The 22,984-nt window shown below is 44.5% G+C and carries 21 protein-coding genes; 2 read left to right on the top strand and 19 right to left on the bottom strand.

Annotated features, from left to right (window positions below; all coding sequences use genetic code 11):
- Nucleotides 1–10: 10 nt before the first annotated feature.
- Both HKI82_RS05150 and HKI82_RS05145 read left to right on the top strand, forming a co-directional pair.
- The gene (locus HKI82_RS05150; RefSeq protein WP_171137371.1) at nt 11–1,588 is read left to right on the top strand and encodes a LysM peptidoglycan-binding domain-containing protein; all 1,578 of its coding nucleotides are present in this window, start codon (nt 11–13) and stop codon (nt 1,586–1,588) included.
- Complete coding sequence (locus HKI82_RS05145; RefSeq protein ID WP_102986785.1) at nt 1,585–2,271, top strand: YIP1 family protein; 687 nt, start codon at nt 1,585–1,587, stop codon at nt 2,269–2,271. The genes HKI82_RS05150 and HKI82_RS05145 overlap by 4 nt, the downstream gene beginning before the upstream one ends.
- On the opposite strand, the gene HKI82_RS05140 is transcribed toward HKI82_RS05145, so the two are convergent.
- The 19 genes from HKI82_RS05140 to pyrH form a co-directional block, all read right to left on the bottom strand.
- Nucleotides 2,255–3,106, bottom strand: a complete 852-nt coding sequence (locus HKI82_RS05140) for an endonuclease/exonuclease/phosphatase family protein (RefSeq protein WP_171137370.1) — start codon at nt 3,104–3,106, stop codon at nt 2,255–2,257. The genes HKI82_RS05145 and HKI82_RS05140 overlap by 17 nt on opposite strands.
- 100 nt (nt 3,107–3,206) lie before the next feature.
- Entirely contained in the window at nt 3,207–3,545 is a 339-nt protein-coding gene (glnB, locus tag HKI82_RS05135; RefSeq protein ID WP_042480092.1) for a nitrogen regulatory protein P-II, read from the bottom strand.
- An 81-nt stretch (nt 3,546–3,626) separates the two neighbouring features.
- Nucleotides 3,627–3,938, bottom strand: a complete 312-nt coding sequence (locus HKI82_RS05130) for a c-type cytochrome (protein WP_042480094.1) — start codon at nt 3,936–3,938, stop codon at nt 3,627–3,629.
- Between the two features lie 71 nt (nt 3,939–4,009).
- The gene (gene tilS, locus HKI82_RS05125; RefSeq protein WP_102940506.1) at nt 4,010–5,311 is read right to left on the bottom strand and encodes a tRNA lysidine(34) synthetase TilS; all 1,302 of its coding nucleotides are present in this window, start codon (nt 5,309–5,311) and stop codon (nt 4,010–4,012) included.
- 142 nt (nt 5,312–5,453) lie between these two features.
- Nucleotides 5,454–6,413: an acetyl-CoA carboxylase carboxyl transferase subunit alpha gene (accA, locus tag HKI82_RS05120; protein WP_102940350.1), complete on the bottom strand. Its 960-nt coding sequence runs from the start codon at nt 6,411–6,413 to the stop codon at nt 5,454–5,456.
- 45 nt (nt 6,414–6,458) lie between these two features.
- Complete coding sequence (gene dnaE, locus HKI82_RS05115) at nt 6,459–9,938, bottom strand: DNA polymerase III subunit alpha (RefSeq protein ID WP_171137369.1); 3,480 nt, start codon at nt 9,936–9,938, stop codon at nt 6,459–6,461.
- Nucleotides 9,939–10,014: 76 nt separating this feature from the next.
- Nucleotides 10,015–10,653, bottom strand: coding sequence for a ribonuclease HII (gene rnhB / locus HKI82_RS05110; protein WP_112403175.1), 639 nt, complete (start codon nt 10,651–10,653; stop codon nt 10,015–10,017).
- Between the two features lie 2 nt (nt 10,654–10,655).
- Nucleotides 10,656–11,807, bottom strand: a complete 1,152-nt coding sequence (gene lpxB / locus HKI82_RS05105) for a lipid-A-disaccharide synthase (RefSeq protein ID WP_102940353.1) — start codon at nt 11,805–11,807, stop codon at nt 10,656–10,658.
- Nucleotides 11,808–11,928: 121 nt separating this feature from the next.
- Nucleotides 11,929–12,717: an acyl-ACP--UDP-N-acetylglucosamine O-acyltransferase gene (lpxA, locus tag HKI82_RS05100; RefSeq protein WP_102940354.1), complete on the bottom strand. Its 789-nt coding sequence runs from the start codon at nt 12,715–12,717 to the stop codon at nt 11,929–11,931.
- A gap of 1 nt (nt 12,718) precedes the next feature.
- Entirely contained in the window at nt 12,719–13,150 is a 432-nt protein-coding gene (gene fabZ / locus HKI82_RS05095; RefSeq protein ID WP_171137392.1) for a 3-hydroxyacyl-ACP dehydratase FabZ, read from the bottom strand.
- A gap of 127 nt (nt 13,151–13,277) precedes the next feature.
- A complete protein-coding gene (gene lpxD, locus HKI82_RS05090; RefSeq protein ID WP_171137368.1) occupies nt 13,278–14,312 on the bottom strand; it encodes a UDP-3-O-(3-hydroxymyristoyl)glucosamine N-acyltransferase in 1,035 nt (344 codons plus the stop codon).
- Nucleotides 14,313–14,344: 32 nt separating this feature from the next.
- The gene (locus tag HKI82_RS05085; RefSeq protein WP_102940357.1) at nt 14,345–14,854 is read right to left on the bottom strand and encodes an OmpH/Skp family outer membrane protein; all 510 of its coding nucleotides are present in this window, start codon (nt 14,852–14,854) and stop codon (nt 14,345–14,347) included.
- A gap of 14 nt (nt 14,855–14,868) precedes the next feature.
- A complete protein-coding gene (bamA, locus tag HKI82_RS05080; protein WP_102940358.1) occupies nt 14,869–17,283 on the bottom strand; it encodes an outer membrane protein assembly factor BamA in 2,415 nt (804 codons plus the stop codon).
- 48 nt (nt 17,284–17,331) lie between these two features.
- Entirely contained in the window at nt 17,332–18,690 is a 1,359-nt protein-coding gene (gene rseP, locus HKI82_RS05075; protein WP_171137367.1) for a sigma E protease regulator RseP, read from the bottom strand.
- The gene (ispC, locus tag HKI82_RS05070) at nt 18,687–19,895 is read right to left on the bottom strand and encodes a 1-deoxy-D-xylulose-5-phosphate reductoisomerase (protein WP_171137366.1); all 1,209 of its coding nucleotides are present in this window, start codon (nt 19,893–19,895) and stop codon (nt 18,687–18,689) included. The genes rseP and ispC overlap by 4 nt, the downstream gene beginning before the upstream one ends.
- Nucleotides 19,896–19,946: 51 nt before the next feature.
- Entirely contained in the window at nt 19,947–20,789 is an 843-nt protein-coding gene (locus HKI82_RS05065; RefSeq protein ID WP_102940360.1) for a phosphatidate cytidylyltransferase, read from the bottom strand.
- A gap of 16 nt (nt 20,790–20,805) precedes the next feature.
- Entirely contained in the window at nt 20,806–21,558 is a 753-nt protein-coding gene (uppS, locus tag HKI82_RS05060) for a polyprenyl diphosphate synthase (protein WP_042480131.1), read from the bottom strand.
- A gap of 94 nt (nt 21,559–21,652) precedes the next feature.
- Complete coding sequence (frr, locus tag HKI82_RS05055; RefSeq protein ID WP_102940362.1) at nt 21,653–22,210, bottom strand: ribosome recycling factor; 558 nt, start codon at nt 22,208–22,210, stop codon at nt 21,653–21,655.
- Between the two features lie 42 nt (nt 22,211–22,252).
- On the bottom strand, nt 22,253–22,978 hold the full coding sequence (pyrH, locus tag HKI82_RS05050) for a UMP kinase (RefSeq protein ID WP_042480135.1): 726 nt from the start codon (nt 22,976–22,978) through the stop codon (nt 22,253–22,255).
- Nucleotides 22,979–22,984: the final 6 nt, after the last annotated feature.

The raw sequence follows: 22,984 nt of genomic DNA, 5'->3' as shown, positions 1-22,984 counted from the left end.
ATTGTTTTGCATGCGAGTAAAAACCAGCTGTCTGTTGGCTCTCTTATTGGCGGGGTGCCAACTTAACCAGACAGCAGAACAAACCACACAAAACGAAGTTGAAGTAAACACGCCTCAACAGCAAGTCACTAAGAAAAAACCAACGGTAGCACCGAAACCTGCATCCGTTGAGCGCGTTGTTGAACCTGTCGTGATTACGCCACAAGAACAAGAAGATGTCTGGCAACGTATTGCCATGCAACTGACTATGGGTATTCCCAAGCAAAAATCGGTTGATTACTACCGCACTTGGTACCTGAAACACCCAAGCCATTTACAAAAAGTGGCTGAGCGTGCACAACCATTCCTATACCTCATTACCGAGAAAATTGAGCAAAGAGGCTTACCCCTTGAGCTAGCCCTTTTGCCAATTGTAGAAAGTGCGTTTGATGCTTTTGCTTATTCACACGGTAGCGCAGCAGGTTTATGGCAGTTTGTGCCTGCAACAGGAAAAATGTACGGCCTTGAGCAGAACTTCTGGTACGACGGTCGTCGCGATGTTGATGCATCAACCGATGCTGCTCTGACATACTTAACCAACTTAAGTAAGCGTTTTGACGGTGACTGGCAACACGCTATCGCGGCTTATAATAGTGGCGGCGGTCGAGTTTCCAGTGCTATTCGCAAAAACAAAAGCTTAGGGAAACCTATCGATTTCTTCTCACTCGATTTACCTGAAGAAACCAGCGGTTATGTGCCAAAACTACTCGCACTTGCTGACATCATCGCTAATCAGGAAAAATACGGTATCCAACTTCCTGCCATTGCCAACAAACCCGTGCTGAAGTTAGTTGATCCTCAGGAACAACTCGACCTTGCTATCGCGGCAAAATATGCAGGCTTGGATGTTAAAGAACTTCAAAGCTACAACCCAGCATACAATCAATGGGCTACCGCACCGAACGGTCCATTCCAACTACTTCTGCCAGTCGATAAAGCAGACACCTTCCTAGCGAATGCAGCAAAGCACCGTGGAGAAGGAATGAAGTTAGTTCGATACAAAGTGAAAAGTGGCGACAGCCTGAGTGTGATTGCCGCACATCACAACACCACAACTAAAGTAATTCAGACTGCCAATAACCTTTCAGGCAACTCTATCCGTGTTGGACAATATTTGATGATTCCAACATCGGTGAAAGATGAGAAAGCGTATGTTCTGAGTGCCAATAACCGTCTGCAGAAAACCCAATCCATTGCCAGAGGCAAATACAAGCTGACTCATACTGTTGCCAGAGGTGACAACCTATGGACAATCGCTCGTAAACACAATGTGTCGACCACTGCACTGGCTAAATGGAACGGAATGGGGCCAAGAGATACCTTGAGTATCGGGCAGAAGCTGGTGATTTGGAAAAATAACACTGATGGCGCGATCATCCGCACGGTTTTCTATAAAGTGCGTAACGGCGATACACTCAGTGCAATAGCCAGCAAGTTCAAAGTGAAAACAGCAGACATAGTGAAATGGAATGACTTGTCTAATAACAAATACCTGAAACCAGGTCAGAATCTAAAACTCTATGTCGATGTCACTAAGGTTAGTGTATGAACCCGTCCAGTAATCCTTTAATTATGCTGGTGGATATTTTCCGTTCACCTCAAGATTGCTTTGCTGCACTGTATGAAAGAAGTGCATGGGGATGGCAGCCATTTATTGTACTGCTGATCACCCCGTTCCTATTCTGGGGAGCTTATTTTGCAAATGTCGATTTCGAATGGCTTAAAGCTGGCTTATCCGCTCAGATGGAAGCGACGAATCCTGATCTTATTCACTTACTGGAAGCTGATACTTTACTGGCGAGTGAAATCATCAGTGACGTTATGAGCCGCACGCTGACTATCGTTCTTCTGGCGCTTTGGTTTAACCTTGCAACCCGTCAAGGCTCAACAAAATTAGGTTTTTGGAAATGGTTTGCAGCAAGCTCAGTTGTCATTTTTCCAGCCGTTATCGGCGATCTAGCCAGCTATGCAAGCATGCTGCTAAAGCATGGACAAGTGATGAGCTACGCAGCCGATCTCAACAGTGTGAATGGATTAATTAAGCTGCCGTTAACCAATCCTTGGTCACCCTTTACCAGTTCATTCCCTCTGCTACTGCCTTGGTACATTTTCCTAGGTTACGCCGCGGTCATTACTTGGACGCAAATAGAGCGCGCTCAGGCAATCGTTATTGCTACCTTGCCTTGGGTTGCTTACTACGGTATCTGGGCTATCACTATTGCAATAAGCTGAAGCTAAGCAGTAAAGGGGTATGATCAGAAGCGTCCGATTCGGGCGCTTTTGCTTTTTCTAGCTTTAAGCCCCGATAAAACACATGGTCCAAGGGCAAACCGCTGATAAAACGCACTCGGTTATCAGGAGAAAAAACGACTTCACTCAGCCCTAAAGAAGTCAGTACCTGCTTCATCACACTCATTCTCTCTTCACTCCAGCTATTGAAGTCTCCAGCAACAATGATGGGGCCAGTATGCTGACTCAATTCATTGGCTAATGCCTGTAACTGAAGTTGGTATTCATCTGTGCCATAGGTGAAGTTAACCGCATGTAAATTCACGACTGCGAGCACTTGCCCGTTACTGAGAGGATATCGAGCGTAGATTCCCGATTTAGGAAGTCTTAACCAAGGTTCCATCGCTGTATAACCACAGGCTAAGTTAGGTGTCGTCCGAGCCAGATTAATGACTCCAGCAGACTCCCCCATCACTTTAAAGGCGTTGACTTGATTACCTTCCCACCCTTGCTCTGACAGCCACTGTTTTAATCCTGTGTTCAGGCTGGCCTCTTGCAGCAGCAGTAACTGCGCATCTGAACTTAAACGGCTAAGTTCTTCACTCCAGCCCTCTCTGTTCTGCTTATAGATATTCCACACTAGAAGGCTCAGCTGACCTTGTTTGTCTAAAGGCAAAGCATTGTCGTCCTGATAGCAGACTAACGGTTGTCCAACGCTGTTTTCACCCACGGTGATCAGTTGAGGGTGTTCTGGAATGTTAAAAACCAGCTTATAACCAGAGAAGACTATCGCTAGACAACTCAATAAGCCCAATAACAGCAAATAGCGCTTTTTCATAACAAGTACAGGTTAGGTGTAAAACTCATAGTAGGGAAAGAAGATATCTGAATTTCACTGGCGGCGAGATGGAAAAAGAGGAGCATTCGCTCCTCTTCTTTTAAACTGCGTCTTCGTCTTCTTCGCCAGTACGAATACGGATAACACGTTCGACATCAGTAATGAAAATTTTACCATCACCAATTTTGCCTGTTTGAGCGGTTTCGATAATAGTATCGACACATTGGTCAACGACATCTTCGTTAACCACAATTTCCAGCTTCACTTTTGGCAAGAAATCGACCATGTATTCAGCACCACGATACAGTTCCGTGTGGCCTTTTTGACGACCAAAGCCTTTGACTTCGGATACCGTCATACCCGTAATACCCACTTCAGCTAACGCTTCACGAACATCATCGAGTTTAAATGGCTTAATAATGGCTTCAATTTTTTTCATGTTCATCCCTTAAACTTGTATCAATGCTCGGCATTATCCGCTAGCCCTTGAAAACAATCAAATAATTAAGTCGCTTTATACTTATTTCAAACTTGCGTAGTAAGCGGCTAAGTTAGCAATATCTGCATCGTTCAACATAGAAGCTTGAGCTTGCATTACAGGTGCAAGTCCACCCGTACGCTGACCCGCTTTATAAGCTTTAATAGAAGACACTATGTATTGTTCACTTTGTCCTTTGAGGTTTGGATATCCCGGAATAACCGCAATACCATCCGCACCATGACACGCTGCACAAACCGCTGATTTTGCTTTACCAGCAGCCACGTCTCCAGCGACTGCATTACCCGCTAGAAGTCCAAGACCTAAAACAACACTCAATGCTAATTTATTCATTGCTCTTCCTTATGTTATTGAATTTTCTTTTTATATCACTGCTACTACTAGGGTTAATTCTGGCACGAAAATTAACGCTTGTCCCAAACCAGCGTGCAATCTTGCCCACTGAAATCACGATCAACAAACAAATTTGCCACCGCAACCACTTTATCTTGATACATGAGTATCGGCGTGCGGCGTCTTAGCCAACTCGGCACACCGTATTCCTGAAAGAGCTTTTTCAACTTTCTTGAGCCGATCCTTCCTACCGGACATGCACTTAATCCTTCCGGGTTAAAGCTCACCCACAAATCTTCCACCTTTTCTGGCAGTCGAATTTCACCCTTATACTGAGTAAGATTCAAAGCGCCCAAGCCATCGGGTAATAGCAGATTATGTTCAAGAAAAATTGGGCTTTTCCAATCTGATATATCACGACTCTCTTCAACACAATATAGACGATTATCAAAACGGCGGATCTCACGCTCACCAAGTTTCAGTTTTGGATTGGCGTCAGCTGTGGCTAAAGCGACTTCCAGCCAAATCATCTCTGTATGTTTACGGCTTGGCATCACCATTTGATGATTCGCTAACCATTGGCGAATGATTTGCCGCCGAACACCATCACTTTTCGCACTCAACGCATCAAGCTTCAAACTTCCGTCTTCATAAAGTGCTTGTACAAGTTCATCTCGTAAGAGTTCATCAAGCAAAGCTTGTTGCTCAGCACATAACTCCGCACTACGTTGAACCGCTTGGTGAATCGATGGCCAACGCTGACTGAGAATAGGTGTAACTTGGTGACGGATGAAATTGCGCTCGTAGCGAACATCATCATTACTTTCATCGGTTACCCAAGTTAGATGATTCTTCGCCGCAAAAGCCTCTATATCAGCGCGTTTGACACTCAATAGCGGTCGTAACATCAAACCGTTTGAAAATGGTGCAGAAGGAGCCATAGAAGCCAACCCTTTTGGCCCACTCCCCCGTTTAAGGGCGAGTAAAAAAGTCTCTATCTGATCATCTGCATGCTGACCTAACAGCAGTACATCATTCTCCTGTACATGTTTAGCTAAAACCGCATAACGAGCATCGCGAGCAAGCTTTTCAATACTCTCACCGCATTGAGTATCCAGATGCACTCGTTCTACAGTCAAAGGGATAGCAGAGTCATCACACCATGCCTGACAACACTCAGCCCAATGATCTGCATTGCGGCTCAAGCCATGATGAACATGCACTGCCGCAATTGATGCGCCGGATTCATCGCGAAAACGAGCGAGCAGTGACAACAAAACACGAGAATCAACACCACCACTCAAAGCGAGCACAAAACGGCGGGAAGAGTATGCATTCAACTGTTGGCAAAAGTGAGAGTACAAATCGAACATAGTAGGTTTATCAACCAGTAAGGCCATCAACAAGAAACTGTGTTTAAGTGTAACGTTAAGCCAGATAAACAAAAAGGGTTGGAATCAATCCAACCCTTTAGCAAAGCAATCAGCTTTAGTTACTACTTGTTCTGAGCAACGATTAGCAGTAACCGTAGCTCAGCAGACGTTGGTAGCGACGTTCTAGTAGTGAATCTGTATCCAGATTTTCTAGATCGGCTAACTGACGTAGCAGTGTTGCTTTCATGTTCGCAGCCGTCTCTTCGTGGTTACGATGCGCACCACCCAGAGGCTCTTCAATGATTTCATCAATCAGTTCTAGCTCTTTCAAGCGAGGAGCAACAAGACCCATAGCTTCTGCTGCTTGTGGTGCTTTATCTGAATCGCGCCATAAGATTGATGCACAACCTTCTGGAGAGATTACTGAATACGTAGAGTATTGAAGCATGTTTACATAGTCACCCACGCCGATAGCCAATGCGCCACCAGAACCGCCTTCACCAACCACGTTACAGATAACAGGCACTTTCAAACCTGACATCACTTTGAGGTTTCTCGCGATAGCTTCAGACTGACCACGCTCTTCAGCACCAACACCTGGGTAAGCACCAGCAGTGTCAATGAAAGTAATGATTGGCATGTTAAAACGCTCAGCCATTTCCATCAGACGCAGTGCCTTACGGTAACCTTCAGGCTTTGGCATACCGAAGTTACGCTTTACTTTCTCACGAGTTTCACGACCTTTTTGATGACCAATAATCATCACTGGACGGTCTTCTAAACGAGCGATACCACCTACGATAGCTTTGTCATCTGCAAAAGCGCGGTCACCTGCCAGTTCATCAAACTCAGTAAAGACATGTTCAATATAATCAAGCGTGTAAGGACGCTTTGGATGACGCGCCAATTGCGCTACTTGCCATGCACCTAAGTCGCCAAAAATTTTCTTTTTCAGCTCTAAGCTTTTCTTTTCTAGTTGTGCAATTTCTTTGTCGAGGTCAACTGAGTCGTTACCACCGTGACGAGATACGTCACGCAGTGCCTGAATTTTAGCTTCAAGTTCGGCAATTGGTTTTTCAAAATCTAGAAAATTTAGGCTCATCTACCTATCCTTTTTTACTCAGCATGCCTTTGGCATTGCTGAATTTTAGTTAAATTCAAGTTCTACCTGATCACTGCCAAGTAGCTGTTGCAATTCGTCTAACAATGTATCGCTAGGTGTGACACGCCATTCTGTACCAAGTACTAGACGCGCTCGCGCATCAGGGCGCTGGTAGTATACATTGACAGGAACCGTTCCTGCTCGGTGAGGCGTAAGTATTTCACTAAAACGCTCAAAAAACTGCTCATCAATTTGAGATTGTTCTATCGATATTGATAAGCCACGGGCATATTTTTCACGTGCGCTGCCCATGTCCATGACTTCGCGCGCCGACATTTTAAGGCCACCATTGAAGTCATCAAAGCTGACCTGTCCAGAAATGACCAAAATTTTATCTTTTTCTAGCAATTCTGCATACCGCTCAAGGGCATCGGAGAATAACATTACCTCCATGCGACCGGAACGATCATCTAAAGTCATCAGACCAATGCGCGTACCACGTTTGGTTGTCATCACTCGAGCAGCAATCACTAAACCCGCAACCGTTATCGATTGATCACGTCGTGTCGGTGTTGCCTCATTTAACCGACAGCTTGTATATCGATTAAGTTCCTTCAAATAGGCGTTAATTGGGTGCCCTGTCAAATAAAGCCCCAAAGTTTCACGCTCACCTTCTAGCCAAACTTTCTCTGGCCACTCAGGTACTTGAGTATATTTTTGTTCAACTTCTTCAGGTGCATCTGTCAGGACACCGAACATGTCAGCCTGACCAAATGCTTCAGCCTGATGGTGTTGACTCGCTGATTTCACAGCATCATTCAATGACGCCATCATAGCAGCACGGTGTGGACCTAATCTGTCTAGAGCCCCAGCCAAAATCAGTTTTTCTATCACTCGTTTGTTCACCCTTTTCAGGTCAATACGAGCACAGAAATCAAACAAGTCTTTGAAGTAACCACCTTTGTCTCGCGCTTCTTGTATCGCTTCAATTGGGCCTTCACCTACCCCTTTGATCGCACCAATACCATACACGATGGCACCTGTTTCATCGACGTTAAAGCGATATAAGCCAGAGTTAATATCTGGCGGAAGCACTTTAAGCCCCATTCGGATACATTCATCCACCAAGCCAACGACTTTTTCTGTGTTATCCATATCGGCGGTCATTACCGCTGCCATGAACTCCGCAGGGAAGTGCGTTTTCAGCCATAGTGTTTGATACGATACTAAAGCATAGGCTGCCGAGTGCGATTTGTTAAAGCCATATCCAGCGAATTTCTCTACAAGATCGAAGATTTTCATTGACAATTCGCCATCAACGCCGTTTTTGATCGCTCCCGCTTCAAATACTGCACGCTGCTTTGCCATCTCTTCTGGTTTTTTCTTACCCATTGCACGGCGCAACATATCTGCGCCACCAAGGGTATAACCAGCAAGAATCTGGGCAATCTGCATTACCTGTTCTTGATACAAGATAATGCCGTAGGTTGGTTCAAGCGTCTCTTTGAGAGATTCATGCTGCCAGGTTTCATCCGGATAGGAGATCGCTTCACGGCCGTGTTTACGGTCGATAAAGTTATCTACCATGCCTGATTGCAACGGCCCCGGACGGAACAGTGCCACCAATGCGATGATGTCTTCGAAACAGTCAGGCTGAAGACGTTTGATCAAATCTTTCATACCGCGAGATTCAAGCTGGAATACCGCAGTGGTTTCTGAATTCTGCAACACTCGGAAGGATGCAGGATCATCTAATGGAATCGACTCGATGCGAACAGGCGCTTTCCCCTCTCTCTCCATTCGAGGGTTAATCAAGCCCAATGCCCAGTCAATGATGGTTAATGTTCGTAACCCCAAGAAGTCGAACTTAACCAGACCCGCAGTTTCAACATCATTCTTATCAAATTGAGTAACAGGGAAATTACCCTCTGAATCGGCGTAGATAGGCGCAAAATCAGTAATTGTGGTTGGCGAAATTACTACGCCACCAGCATGTTTACCGGCATTTCGAGTACAACCTTCTAGGATTCGGCATTTATCAATCAGCTCTTTGACGTCTTCATCTGAGTTATATAACTCAGGAAGTGCGGGTTCAGCCTTGAAGGCTTTTTCCAGCGTCATACCCGGGTCTGGCGGAATGAGTTTTGAGATACGATCGACAAAGCCAAACGGGTGACCAAGTACACGTCCCACATCGCGGATAACCGCTTTTGCCGCCATAGTACCGAAGGTAATGATCTGTGATACCGCATCACGACCATACATTTCTGCCACGTGATCAATAACTTGGTCACGCTTATCCATACAGAAGTCAACGTCGAAATCGGGCATGGATACACGTTCTGGGTTCAAGAAACGTTCGAACAGCAAATCGTACTCAAGTGGATCCAAGTCTGTAATTTTCAGGGCATAAGCCACCAAAGAGCCTGCACCAGAACCACGCCCCGGTCCTACCGGAATATCGTTGTCTTTGGACCACTGGATGAACTCCATTACGATCAGGAAGTAACCCGGGAAACCCATGTTATTAATTACTTCAAGCTCAACTTTCAAACGTTCATCGTATTCAGGACGGCGCTGAGCTCGCACTTCTGGGTCAGGGAACAAGAACTCTAAACGATCTTCCAAACCTTCTTCTGATTTTTTAACCAGATATTCAGTTTCCAGCATTCCTTCTGTTGGGAATGCTGGGAGGAAATATTCACCCAACCGCACGGTGACGTTACAGCGCTTAGCGATTTCAACCGTGTTTTGCAGCGCTTCTGGGATATCAGCAAATAGCTCACACATCTCTTCTTCAGAGCGTAAATATTGCTGTGGGCTATAGAGTTTCGGTCTGCGCGGGTCTTCTAATGTGTAGCCATCGTGGATAGCCACGCGGATTTCATGTGCGTCGAAGAACTCTTCTGTCAGAAACACCACTTCGTTCGTGGCAACAACAGGCAGTCCTTCTTTTTCCGCCACTTCCAAAGCAAAGTGAAGATAGCTTTCTTCATCCGCACGGCCTGTTCTTATCAACTCAATATAAAAATGGTCAGCGAAGTAGGTTTGATAAAACTCGACGCATTTATCCACCAGTGGTTGGTTACCTTTAAGCAGAGCTTTACCAATCTCACCCTGTTTGGCTCCAGATAGAATAATCAAACCTTCTGCGTATTTAATTAGCCACTCTTTATCAATCACAGGTTGGTGTTGAACATGCCCACGCAGATAAGCTTCTGAAATAAGAAGAGTCAGGTTCTTATAACCAACATTATTTTTCGCCAAGATAGTAATTCGGGTCAGCTCATCACCAAACTCTTCTGAGCGCATTGTGAAATCCGCACCAATAATAGGTTTCACACCGCAGTTGTGTGCGGTTCCGTAGAACTTAACTAAGCCACACAAGTTGGTAAAGTCGGTTAATGCCATAGCAGGCATGCCCATTTCAGCCACTTTTTTAACCAAAGGAGGCACTTTTGACAGGCCGTCAACCATGGAGAAATCACTGTGAATGCGTAAGTGGATAAACTTAGGGTCTGACATTCAATTCTGTCCTAGATACTCAATATTCGCTTTTATTGGGATGTATTCTACGTCAATACCAAACGTATTGCAGGGCTTATTCCAAGCCTAACGCGCGTTTAACGGGGCCAAAACTTCTGCGATGTTGCTCAATTACACCGTGTTGTTCAATCGCCTCAAAATGCGCTTTGGTTGGATAACCTTTGTGTTTAGCAAAACCGAACTGCGGAAATTCCTTGTCTAACTGTTCCATTTCCTGATCGCGAACGACTTTTGCAATGATTGAAGCGGCACTGATCTGCGCCACTCGTAAGTCACCTTTGACAACGGCAATCGCGTCCATAGGTAACTGAGGAACTTTATTACCATCAATCAGTACTAAATCAGGCTTAATCCCCAAACCTTCAACCGCACGTTGCATAGCAACCATAGTGGCTTGAAATATATTCAGTTGGTCAATTTCTTTGGGGCTACAACGCCCAACTGACCAAGCGAGGGCTTTTTCTTTGATTTCAGGTAAAAGCGCAAGACGTTTTTTCTCGCTCAGTTTTTTAGAATCATTCAAGCCTTCAATAGGGTTGTTAGGATCTAAAATCACAGCGGCAGTCACCACATCTCCAACGAGCGGCCCTCTTCCTACTTCATCCACACCGGCAATCAACTGATAGCCTTGTGGTATTTCAAACGGAGGTAACTCTTGAGCAGGCTTCTTCGCTGAAGTTTTATTTGTCGACATAATTACGCTTTCTCTATTAATTTCAGTACAGCGTGAGCAGCTTGTTCATCTGCCCCTTTGCGAATCCATTGATGCATTTCGGCAAATTTTTCCAGCATCGCTTGATTGTCACCATCCAAAAGTTGGCTGACATGGTGCACCAAATTTTCAACGGTACAGTCGTCTTGCAGCAGTTCTTTCACCAGCTCCTGCTCGGCTAATATGTTCGGCAGTGACACATAAGGTGTTTTCACTAATCGCTTCGCCAAGAAATACGTCAATGCATTAACGCGGTAACCGACAACCATAGGACGTTTTAAAAGCATACATTCCAGCGCCACTGTGCCAGAAGCCAATAACACCGCATCTGAAGCGGTAATGACATTACGCGCAGTATCATCCACCAGCACAAAATCGAGTTCCGGAGCCGTCTCTTTCCAAGCGGCTTCGAACTGCTCACGACGCTTCTGGTTTACAAGCGCGACAACAAAACCAAGATCCGGATATTTTTCTCTTAATTTCTGACAGGTTTCGATAAATGGCTGAGCAAGCATTTTCATTTCACCGCCACGGCTGCCTGGCAGAACAGCAAGCCAACGACGAGATGAATCCAGACCTAATAACTCTTGTGCTGGTAGCTTGTCGTTTTCAAGAGGGATTGAGTCCGCCAACGTGTGCCCGATGAATTCACAAGGGACATTAAATTTATCGTAAAAGGCTTTTTCAAACGGCAAAAATGCTAATACAAGATTGGTCGCTGCTTCAATTTTAAAAATACGTTTTTGGCGCCAAGCCCACACTGACGGACTGACATAATGCACAGTTTTGATACCCGCATTTTTCAAATCCAACTCAAGGCGTAAGTTGAAGTCTGGCGCATCGATGCCCACAAACACATCTGGCGGGTTAGAGGTGAAATACTTAACCAGTTCAGCTTTGACTTTCAGTAGACGAGATAAGCGGCCAAGCACCTCAACTAAGCCCATTACAGACAACTCTTCCATATCAAAGAGTGACTCACACCCTTGAGCTATCATTTTCGGACCACCAATACCGACAAACTCTGCGTCTGGGTATTGCTGCTTAATTGCTTTGATAAAGCCTTCACCTAACGTATCGCCAGACATCTCTCCGGCAACAATACCTACGCGCAGCGGCTTTCTCGCTTCAGACATACTTTTAGCCTTAAATTATGGAAGAATGTGAGCATAGCAAATGAATATCGCTAGCCTTAAAACACAAAAAGACCGCAGCATTTAAGCTGCGATCTTTTCCAATCGTCAGTTCAATCGCAAATTAACGAATGATGCCACGTTCCGTCGTTTCCAAAATGGAAATGAAACGTTCCACAGCAGGCCACTCTTGCGCAATCTCTTTCAACACTGGCAGCACTTCTGCTTGAGTTTTACCTGAGCGGTAGATCTCTTTGTACGCTTTTTGAATGGCGCGAATCTCTGCTTTTTCAAAACCGTTACGTTTTAAACCTACTAGGTTTAAGCCGAAAGGCGTTGCATGGTTACCCTGTGCAAGTACGTATGCAGGTACGTCCTGAACAACCGCAGAACAGCCACCAACGTAAGCATAAGCACCAACACTACAGAATGGATGAATGGCAGATAGCGCCATTACGCCAGCGTAATCTTCGACAGTTACGTGTCCTCCAAGGATCGCATTGTTACCAATGTGAGTATTGTTGCCAACAACACAGTCATGAGCGATATGCGCGTTAACACAAAGTAGGTTGTCATTACCGACAATAGTGGTTGCTTTGTCTTGTACCGTTCCACGATGGATTTGCACCGCTTCACGGATCACATTGCGATCACCGATAACTACTGTCGTATCTTCGCCGCCGTATTTCTTGTCTTGGTTTTCTTCGCCAATAACAGCATGAGGGAAAATACGGTTCTCTTTACCGATAACCGTATTACCTTTGATAACAACATGCGACATCACTTCTGTGTTGTCGCCAATTTTCACGCCAGAAGTGATGTAAGTAAAAGGTCCAACAGTTACGTTTGCACCAATCACCGCACCTTCTTCTACTACTGCGCTTGGATGAATTTTTGCTGATTCGTGAATCATCTTAAAACTCTCTACGTGCACATTTAAGTTCAGCAGAACATACAACTTCACCGTCTACTTTCGCGACACCATTAAACAGAGCGATACCACGACGTTCTTTCAAGAATTCCACTTCGATAATCAGTTGGTCGCCCGGAACAACTGGCTTGCGGAATTTTGCATTATCGATACTTGCGAAGTAGTAAAGTTCATTTTCTTTCGATGCGCCAAAAGATTTAAACGCTAGCAAACCTGTAGCTTGAGCCATAGCTTCAAGAATCAGTACGCCAGGGAAAATCGGTAGCTGTGGAAAATGACCAGTAAACTGAGGTTCATTTACTGAAACGTTTTTAAGGCCAACCAGATATTTGCCTTCTTCGTAATCTGTTACGCGATCAATCAACAAAAACGGATAGCGATGAGGAAGTAGCTCCTGAATTTCGGTGATATTCATCGTTTTCTTTTCAGTAGTCAAAGTCATATTCCTATTCATTAAATTTTCAAAAAATCTTTTCGGCATTATAGACGAAAAAGACTCGCACTTTGCGAGCCTTATCGACAAAGGTCTGTAAAATATGCCTTTAAGCGTCGTTTTTTTGCGCTAATTGCTTTTCAACTTCTTTAAGACGCTTGTTCATCTCGTCAATACGATGAACACGAGTCGCAGTCTTACGCCACTCTTTGTTTGGTTGTAAAGGAATACCTGACGAGTACATGCCTTTTTCTTCGATGCTGCGCATTACCATACCCATACCCGTGATGGTGACACCATCAGCAATAGTAATGTGGCCGTTAATAACACTTGCACCGCCAATAATGCAGTACTTACCAATGTGAGTGCTTCCGGCGACAACTGTACCACCAGCCATGGCTGTACCATATCCGATGTGCACGTTGTGAGCGATTTGAAGCTGGTTATCTAAAATCACGTTATCTTCGATAACGGTATCGTCTAGCGCACCACGGTCGATAGTGGTACATGCACCAATTTCAACACGGTTACCAATTCGTACAGAGCCGATTTGAGGGATCTTAACCCATTCGCCACGCTCATTCGCATAACCAAAGCCATCGGAACCAATCACTGTACTTGATTGAATCAGGCAGTCAGAACCGATTTCAACGCCATGATAAACACTGACATTCGCCCAAAGTTTGGTGTTGTTGCCCAATTTGGCATTTTTGCCAATAAAGCAGCCCGCACCAATCACCACGTTGTCACCCAACTCAACACCTGACTCGACCACAGCATTGGCACCAATCGAAACATTAGTACCCATAACTACGTCTACAGCGACAACGGCACTTGCAGCCACACCATTTTCAGCCGGTGCAGGCGTCAAATCTAACGCTTGTGCTACCTTAGCAAAGGCAACATAAGGGTCAGCAACAACCAACACATTCGACGGACACAGCGATCGCTCTGACTCTTTCACCATTAACACTGTCGCTTTTGATTCCGCTAAGTGTTTGCTGTATTTAGGATTCGACAAAAAGGTCACATCGCCTTCTTGTGCGCTGTCCATCGGAGCAACACGATAAACGACAGCATTGCTATCACCGTGTAACTCACCGCCAGTAATTGCTGCTAATTCAGCTAAAGTCAGTGTTTTCATGTTTAAATGCTATTTTTATCTATAAGAGCTAGTTATTTGATTGCTTTGATTACTTTTTCTGAAATATTGAATTCAGGCTTACCGTATTGCATAGCACTGATATCAATGATCATATCGTAACCTTCTTTCTCAGCCACTTTCTTCACAGCATCTTGGATTACTTGGAATAGCTTTTGTTTTTCTTCCGCTTCACGTTGAGCAGACGCTTTGTCCAGTGCTTGAGCTTTGATTTTGTAAGTACTATCCAACTGACCGATTTCGATACGCAGTTTTTCAACTTCATCTTGGCTCATGAGAGAAGAGTCACGCTTCAGTTTTTCAATCTTGGTTTTAGCTTGTGCTTGAATGCTTTGAAGCTCTGCCGCTTTATCTTCAAACTCAGCTTTCATTTTTTGCAGCACAACTTCACGCTGCGGCAATGCTTGGAATACTTGCGCAGTATTGATGTAACCGACTTTTTGCGCCGCTTCAGCTGCATTTGCGAACATTGATGAGCTAAGAACAAGAAGACTAACACCAGCAGCTTTCATCATATTTTTCAAAATACTTTCCTCTATTAGAACGTTTTACCGATGGTGAATGTGAAGAACTCTTCATCATCCCCTTCGTAAATTTTTATCGGCTTAGCCAACGAGAAGACCAGAGGGCCCATCGGTGACATCCATTGTAGTGCAACACCATAAGATGAACGATAATTGGTTGGGTCTGAGTAATCATAATAGTACTCGTTACCATAATCTGCGCCGCCTTCACGGTAGTCAAATTCTGTATCCCAGACACTTGCCATATCGAAGAAAATGCTGGTGCGAATTTGGCTACGCGCTTCATCCGATGCAAATGGTGTTGGAACGATTAACTCGATACTACCTAATGCGATCGCGTTACCACCAACAGATTCATCTGAGGCAATATCCGAACCATTGTTGGAACTCGAATAATCACGATATACCGCTTTCGGGCCAGCTGAGTTTGAACCAAAACCTCTTAGACTGGTGAAACCACCCGCATAGAAGTTTTCATAGAATGGATACAAGTTGTCGTTACCATCCGTCTGACCATAACCATTACCATAACCCAATCGACCGCGAAGCAACAACGCAAACTCATGTTTCTTGGTTAATGGGAAATATTGGCGTACATCATACTGCAGTTTAAAGAACTGTGCGTCAGAGCCAGGTACGGTCATTTTATAGAAAGCACGTTGATAGTTACCCGCGGTCGGAAAATAACCTTTATTCAGGTTGTTACGCGTCCAAGATAGGTTGATATCAAAGTCATTTATTACCAAGCTTCCATCGCTATCAATATTGCTTGCCTGTGCAATCAGGAAGCGCTCAACTTGCAAGTAAGGAGACAAATTGCCGAGCTTGTTGTGGGTATATCCCACGCCAAATTCGAAGCGGTTTAGTTCATCAAACGGGAACCCCCAAGTCAGGTTGGTACCATAACTTTCATTGGTATAGTCAACAATACCCGCTTCCGACGCTTCAAATTGGTTGTAAAAAACTTTACCGCCTAAGCTCACACCATCGAGGTTCCAGTATGGGTCGCGATACTCTAATGTGACGTTCTTTTGGTAATCGTTGGTCATAGCGCTAATACCAACGCGGTTACCCGTACCAAGGAAGTTGTCTTGTTGCAGACCAACTTGGAAACTCACTCCCGACTCAGTACCGTAACCAATACCGAAGTTGACACTACCAGAGTTGGCTTCTTTAACGTTATAAACTAGGTCAACTTGGTCTTCGCTGCCCGGTACTCGAACGGTTTGTACATCCACGGTTTCGAAGAAACCTAAACGACTTAGACGAGCTTTACCCGTGTCTATCGCTTTCGAACTTAACCAACTGCCTTCCATTTGACGCATTTCACGACGAAGGACTTCATCACGAGTCGCATTGTTACCAACAAAACGAATGTCGCGCACATAAATACGCTTGCCAGCTTCTACGTTGACAACTAGGGAGACTTCTTTGGTTTCGTCATTAAACTCTGGAATCGTACGAACTTGAGGATACGCGTAACCAGCTTCACCAAGAACGCGCTTTACGCCCTCTTCAAGCTGAGTAACAGCAGAACCGTTATAGGTTTCACCATCTTCAAACGGAATCAGTGCATTAAACTCATCGTCTTTGCCGATAAGTTCACCACGGAATTTTACACCCTTGACTGTATAAGGTTCACCTTCAGTCAGGTTCAACGTGATATAGACACCTTTCTTATCTGGAGAGATAGAAACATTGGTCGATTCAACCTGAAACTTTAAGTAACCACGATCAAGATAGTAAGAACGAAGAGCCTCAATATCACCAGCTAGAACCTGTTTCTGATACTTATCATCAGAAAGGAAGTTCCACCATGCAACATCAACATTGAGGTTAAAACGAGACAAAAGCTCTTCGTCAGAAAAGACTTCGTTACCGATAAAGTTGATCTGCTGAATTTTTGCAGACACACCTTCAGTAAAAACAAATTTCAAATCGGCACGGTTTCGAGGAAGAGGAGTGACCACAGCCTGAACGGTCGCGTTATATTTACCAACACTGTAGTAAAAGTCTTCAAGACCTTTCTCAATGTTGCTTAACGTGGTGCGATCTAATGCTTCACCCACTCGAATACCTGAAGCATCGAGGTTTTGTTGAAGCTGCTCTTCTTTAATGGCCTTGTTACCAGAGAAAGAGACCGTTGCTATTGTCGGGCGTTCTTTCACCTCAACAACCAGCACGTCACCGTCTCTTAGAACTTTGACATCCTCAAAGTTACCAGATGCGTATAGCGCTTTGATAATCCCTGCAACATCTTGAGAGTCGACAGAATCACCGATACGAACAGGCATTTTCAACAAAGCTGCACCAAGTGCCACACGTTGCAATCCGTTGATCTGAATGTCCTGTACAACAAAATTTTCGGCACTGTTCGCCGACACGCTGGTTGCGAGCAGTGTCGCGAAAAGGATCTTTTTCATTGCCATATGTATTTGAATTATTCCTTACTACAGCTTTTGCCTAGTGCTAATCAATCACAGGCGAGTAAAATCGTTAAATAATGCCACTGCCATTAAAGAGAAAATGATAGCCCCACCAATTCGATAGCCCATTTCTTGTACTTTTTCTGGTACCGGGCGACGGGTAATTCCCTCAATAGCAAAAAATAATAGGTGACCGCCATCTAACATCGGTAGTGGCACCAAATTTATAATCCCTAAATTCACACTAATCAGTGCTAAGAAGCCCAAGAAGTAAACCAAGCCGTAATCGGCTGTCGTTCCTGCACCTTTGGCAATCGAAATTGGACCGCTTAAATTATTCAGACCAACATCACCAACAATAAGTTTCTTCAACATATTGATGGTTAAACCAATAACTTGCCCTGTTTTTTCGACCGCCTTGCCAACCGATTCAAATACACCATATTGGAGATCAAAGCGATAATTTTCAGGCCATTCTGCGACTTCAGGTGCGATACCGGCAAAACCAATCATTTTCCCTTGAGCCACATTCTTTGCCTGAGGAGTCAAAACCAGAGATAACTCTTCACCTTGTCTATCAACTTTCAACCGAAGTGGCTTGTCAGGGCTGTTTTGGATAGCCGTTACAACCTGCTGCCAATCATTGATAGCATTACCATCAATGTGAGTCAGGACATCACCAACCTCAAGACCAGCAAGCTGACCAGCCCCCCCTTCAGATACACTCTGTAAAGACATATAGATTTCAGGGGTATAAGGTTTAAAGCCTAAGGCCTCCATAGCAGACTCTGATTCTGGATCAAAGTTCCATTCTGATAGGTCTAAAGTTTTAATTTCGTCGAATCCAACACCTTCTTGAGAAGACACCGACATAACCAGTTGCTTATCGCCGATATGGTCAATCAATCCCATGTTGACCGATTCCCAGTTCAGCGTTTCAACACCTGCTACGGATTTAATTTGCATGCCAGACTCAAGACCTGCTTGAGCCGAAATGGAATGAGGAACGACTTCGCCAATAACTGGCTTGACGGTTGGAACGCCGACAAGGAAAACCAGCCAGTAGGCAAAAATTGCAAAGAAAAAGTTGAATGCCGGACCGGCAGCAACAATAGCTGAACGTTTCCAAAGTGGCTTTTTATCAAATGCAAAGCACTGCTGATCATCAGGCACATCGTCAACACGCCCATCGAGCATTTTAACGAAGCCGCCTAGCGGAATCATTGAAATACTGTATTCCGTACCATCTTTGCCAATTTTGCTCCAGATGGACTTACCGAAACCAATAGAAAACTTTTCGACTTTGACGCCACACTTTCTGGCAACCCAGAAGTGTCCAAATTCATGTACCGCGACTAATATGCCAAGGGCAACGATAAAGGAGACAAAGTTCCACAAAATGCCACTCATAATATACGCTCTTTAAGTGCTTGGTTAGCTAGCTTGCGAGCCATTGTATCTAGCTCAAGTAGGCTTTCCAAGTCGTAGGAATGTAACTGGTTATTAGAGCCACAAGCTTGTTGCAACACGCGTTCATTAATCACTGCAATATCGGTAAAGCGAATTTGCCCTTTGAGGAACGCCTCCACAGCGACTTCATTTGCTGCATTTAATGATGTTGTTGCATGCTGTCCTTCATAACAAGCATCAATAGCCAATTTCAAACAAGGGTATCGTTGATAATCCACGTCCATGAATGTCAGCTCACTCAAACGAGTAAAGTCTAGAGGTTTTACACTCGCGCTAACTCGATGTGGATAAGCCATAGTGTACGCGATTGGCGTTGCCATGTCTGGTTCACCCATCTGCGCAATTACTGAGCCATCTTTAAACTGCACCATGGAATGAATCACCGACTGAGGGTGAATCAACACTTTTAACTGCTCTCTTGAAGCGTTAAACAACCATTTCGCTTCGATATACTCCAAACCTTTGTTCATCATGGTTGCTGAATCAACGGAAATCTTAGGCCCCATAGACCAGTTTGGATGAGCAATCGCCTGCTCAGGGGTAACACTTGCTAACGTGCTGATATCACTATAGCGAAATGGACCACCCGAGCCTGTCAGCAAAATGTGAGACACCCCATTTGAAGTGAGATCACAGCGACCTAGCTGAGACTGCACCTCTCTAGGTAGACACTGGAAGATAGCATTATGTTCACTATCGACAGGTAAAAGTTCAGCACCATATTGTTCAACGGCATCAATAAACAACTGGCCGGACATAACAAGCGCTTCTTTGTTGGCAAGTAATACTCGTTTACCAGCTTTAACTGCTGCCATCGTAGGCACTAAACCCGCCGCACCTACGATAGCGGCCATAACCGTATCGACCTCGCCCAAAGAGGCGACATGACACATAGCATCAACGCCATAGGACACTTCGGTACGAAGGTTAAGTTCAGACAACTGTAAGGAAAGTTCTTGCGCAGCTTTAGCTGTCGCCATCACAGCATATTGTGGCTTCCAAATCAGGCATAGCTCACGCATTTTTTCTACGTTAACGCCTGCCGCCAAAGCAACAATTTGGAATTGTTCTGGATTTTCTTTAACTACTTTAAGTGTGCTAGCACCAATAGAGCCCGTTGCACCAAGAATCGTTAACTTACGCATAGCAAAACCGTTGTTAATAATAGGAATAGGCAAGACGCGCTTGCCTATCTGTTAAAGCATGAAGTAAAGAAAAGCGAAAACAGGGAAAGCAGCTGTCAGGCTGTCTATACGATCAAGTATACCGCCATGCCCTGGAATAATATTGCTACTGTCCTTGATACCGGAAACGCGTTTGAACATACTCTCAACTAGGTCACCAAGCACAGAAATAACCACCGTGACTAAGATGGTGAATAACATGACAGGCACAGATGTGAACTGAATACTAAACAAATCGGCAAATATCCAACCCACCAACATAGCAGCAATAACACCACCGACTAGGCCTTCCATCGTTTTGTTTGGACTTACAGCAGGCGCCATTTTGTGTTTACCGAAGCTTTTTCCAGCAAAATAGGCTCCGCTATCTGCAGACCATACGATAAAGCAAACAAACAGAACTAGACGAGCACCGTGATACGAATCGACTGCAATATTTTCGGCGCGAAGGAAAATTACACTCCAGAAAAACGGGATCAATGTAAGAAGACCAAACAAGTGGCGCAACACATTAGAATTTTCCCACCATGGGCGAGATTTAGGATAACTAATGGCTAGGAAACTGGAGAACACCCACCATAAACTACCCACGATAAGTAACAAGAAATGAGAATCACTGAGAGAATGAAACCAAGCTTCGTCTGGAGCTAACCAAAAGTAACTTCCTACCCCAACGATAACTGTGGGGACTAAGGCAAGGTAACGAGAAGAAGCATTTACAAACTGTGTCCATTCCCATGAACCAATAAAAGTCACCGTTGCCAATGCAACCATGAACCAAGGAAGAGAGAGATAAAAAATGGCTAAAATCACCAAAGGTGCAAGTATGAGCGCTGTAATTATTCTTTGCTTCAAACTTTAAAATCCTATTTTATTTTTCCATCAATGCCTTGATTTGTTCACCAGTGCAGCCAAAACGACGCTCACGATTAACAAACCAAGTCACTGCTTCAACCAAACTTTCCTCACCAAATTCTGGCCAGTAAGTTGGAGTGAAATACAGCTCAGCATAAGCCAGCTGCCACAGCATAAAGTTACTGATGCGACATTCACCGCCAGTACGAATCATTAAATCAACTTCAGGAATATCTGACATAGTCAAATGTGCGCGGATAGTTTCCTCTGTAATATCAGAAGCAACCAACTCACCTTGTGCAACTTTTTCTGCAATACTTCGAGTTGCTTGAGTAATATCCCATTGACCGCCGTAATTTGCCGCGATGTTGATCAACATGCCTGTATTATCTTTCGTCAGCTCTTCTGCTTGAGCAATTTTATTTTGCAAGCGTTCACTAAAACGACTCTTATCACCGATAACACGCAGGCGTAATTGATTTTTATGCAATTTCTTAACTTCAGTCGTTAAGACCGTCATAAACAATTCCATTAGCACCCCCACTTCTTCTTCAGGGCGACGCCAATTTTCACTGCTAAATGCAAATAAAGTGACAGCTTGGATTCCTAAACGTGCGGCAGTAGAAATTGTTTTACGAACGGATGCCACACCATTCTTGTGTCCGAAAACACGAGGTTTACCCTGCTCTTTTGCCCAACGGCCATTGCCATCCATAATGATTGCGATGTGTTGTGGTAAAGCTTCTGGAGAGAGTTGCGAATTTTGCATAAGGAAGTTTTGACGATAAAAAGATGGTGAAGAGTAGCATAGTTAAACGCTGTGCTGCGAGCACAGCGTTTATATCATTGAAAGTTATGAGAGATTAAACTTCCATGAGTTCTTTTTCTTTTGCTGCAAGAACTTCATCGATTTTCTTCACAGCAAGGTCTGTCAGTTTTTGGATCTCGTCTTGAGCTTTACGATCTTCGTCTTCAGAGATTTCTTTATCTTTAAGCAGAGCTTTAAGATCGCCATTCGCATCACGACGAATGTTACGCACTGCAACACGACCACCTTCTGCTTCACCACGTACAATCTTAACTAGGTCGCGACGACGCTCTTCTGTTAGAGGTGGAAGTGGAACACGGATAATCGTACCTGCAGACATAGGGTTTAGGCCCAAGTCTGATGCCATAATTGCTTTTTCAACTTTTGGCGTTAGTTCTCGATCAAATACAGTGATTGCTAGCGTACGTGCGTCTTCAGCAACAATGTTTGCAACTTGTGTTAAAGGCGTTGGAGCACCGTAGTACTCAACAGAGATGCCAGAAAGTAGGCTTGGGTGAGCACGACCAGTACGAACCTTAGAAAGGGTGTTCTTTAATGCTTCAACACTTTTGTCCATACGCTCTTGAGCGTCTTTTTTAATCTCATTAATCACAATTTCACCTTAATTCTTATTTCATCTAGAGAGTGATTATACTTAGGCGCTGATTAGCGTACCTTCCGCTTCACCCATAACCACACGGCGTAGTGCGCCTGGTTTGTTCATATTGAATACGCGGATTGGCATGCCGTGATCACGAGCCAATGTAAATGCCGCTAAATCCATTACTTTCAATTCTTTCTCAAGAACGTCGTTGTAAGAAAGTTTATCATACAACTGAGCGTCTGGGTTAGCCACAGGGTCAGCAGAGAACACACCGTCAACTTTCGTTGCTTTTAAAACGATGTCTGCTTCGATCTCAATACCACGTAAACACGCAGCAGAGTCAGTCGTAAAGAATGGGTTACCAGTACCTGCTGAGAAAATCACAACTCGGCCACCACGTAGTTGGCTGATAGCGTCTGCCCAGTTGTAATCGTCACATACACCATTTAATGGAATTGCAGACATTACACGAGCGTTCACGTAAGCACGGTGAAGTGCATCACGCATTGCCAAACCATTCATTACTGTTGCTAACATACCCATGTGGTCACCCACAACGCGGTTCATACCGGCTTTAGCAAGTCCAGCACCACGGAACAAGTTACCGCCACCGATAACAACACCCACTTGGACACCAAGCTCCACCAGTTCTTTCACTTCTTGAGCCATACGGTCAAGAACGGCTGGATCAATACCAAAACCTTCTTCACCTTGAAGCGCTTCACCGCTAAGTTTTAACAGAATACGTTGATATACTGGTTTAGGGTTCGTTGTCATGGACTT

This window comes from Vibrio plantisponsor (assembly GCF_013041605.1).
GTDB classification, from domain to species: domain Bacteria; phylum Pseudomonadota; class Gammaproteobacteria; order Enterobacterales; family Vibrionaceae; genus Vibrio; species Vibrio plantisponsor.
Note: the sequence above shows the minus strand (reverse complement) of the source record. Positions and strands in the feature narration are given on the sequence as shown.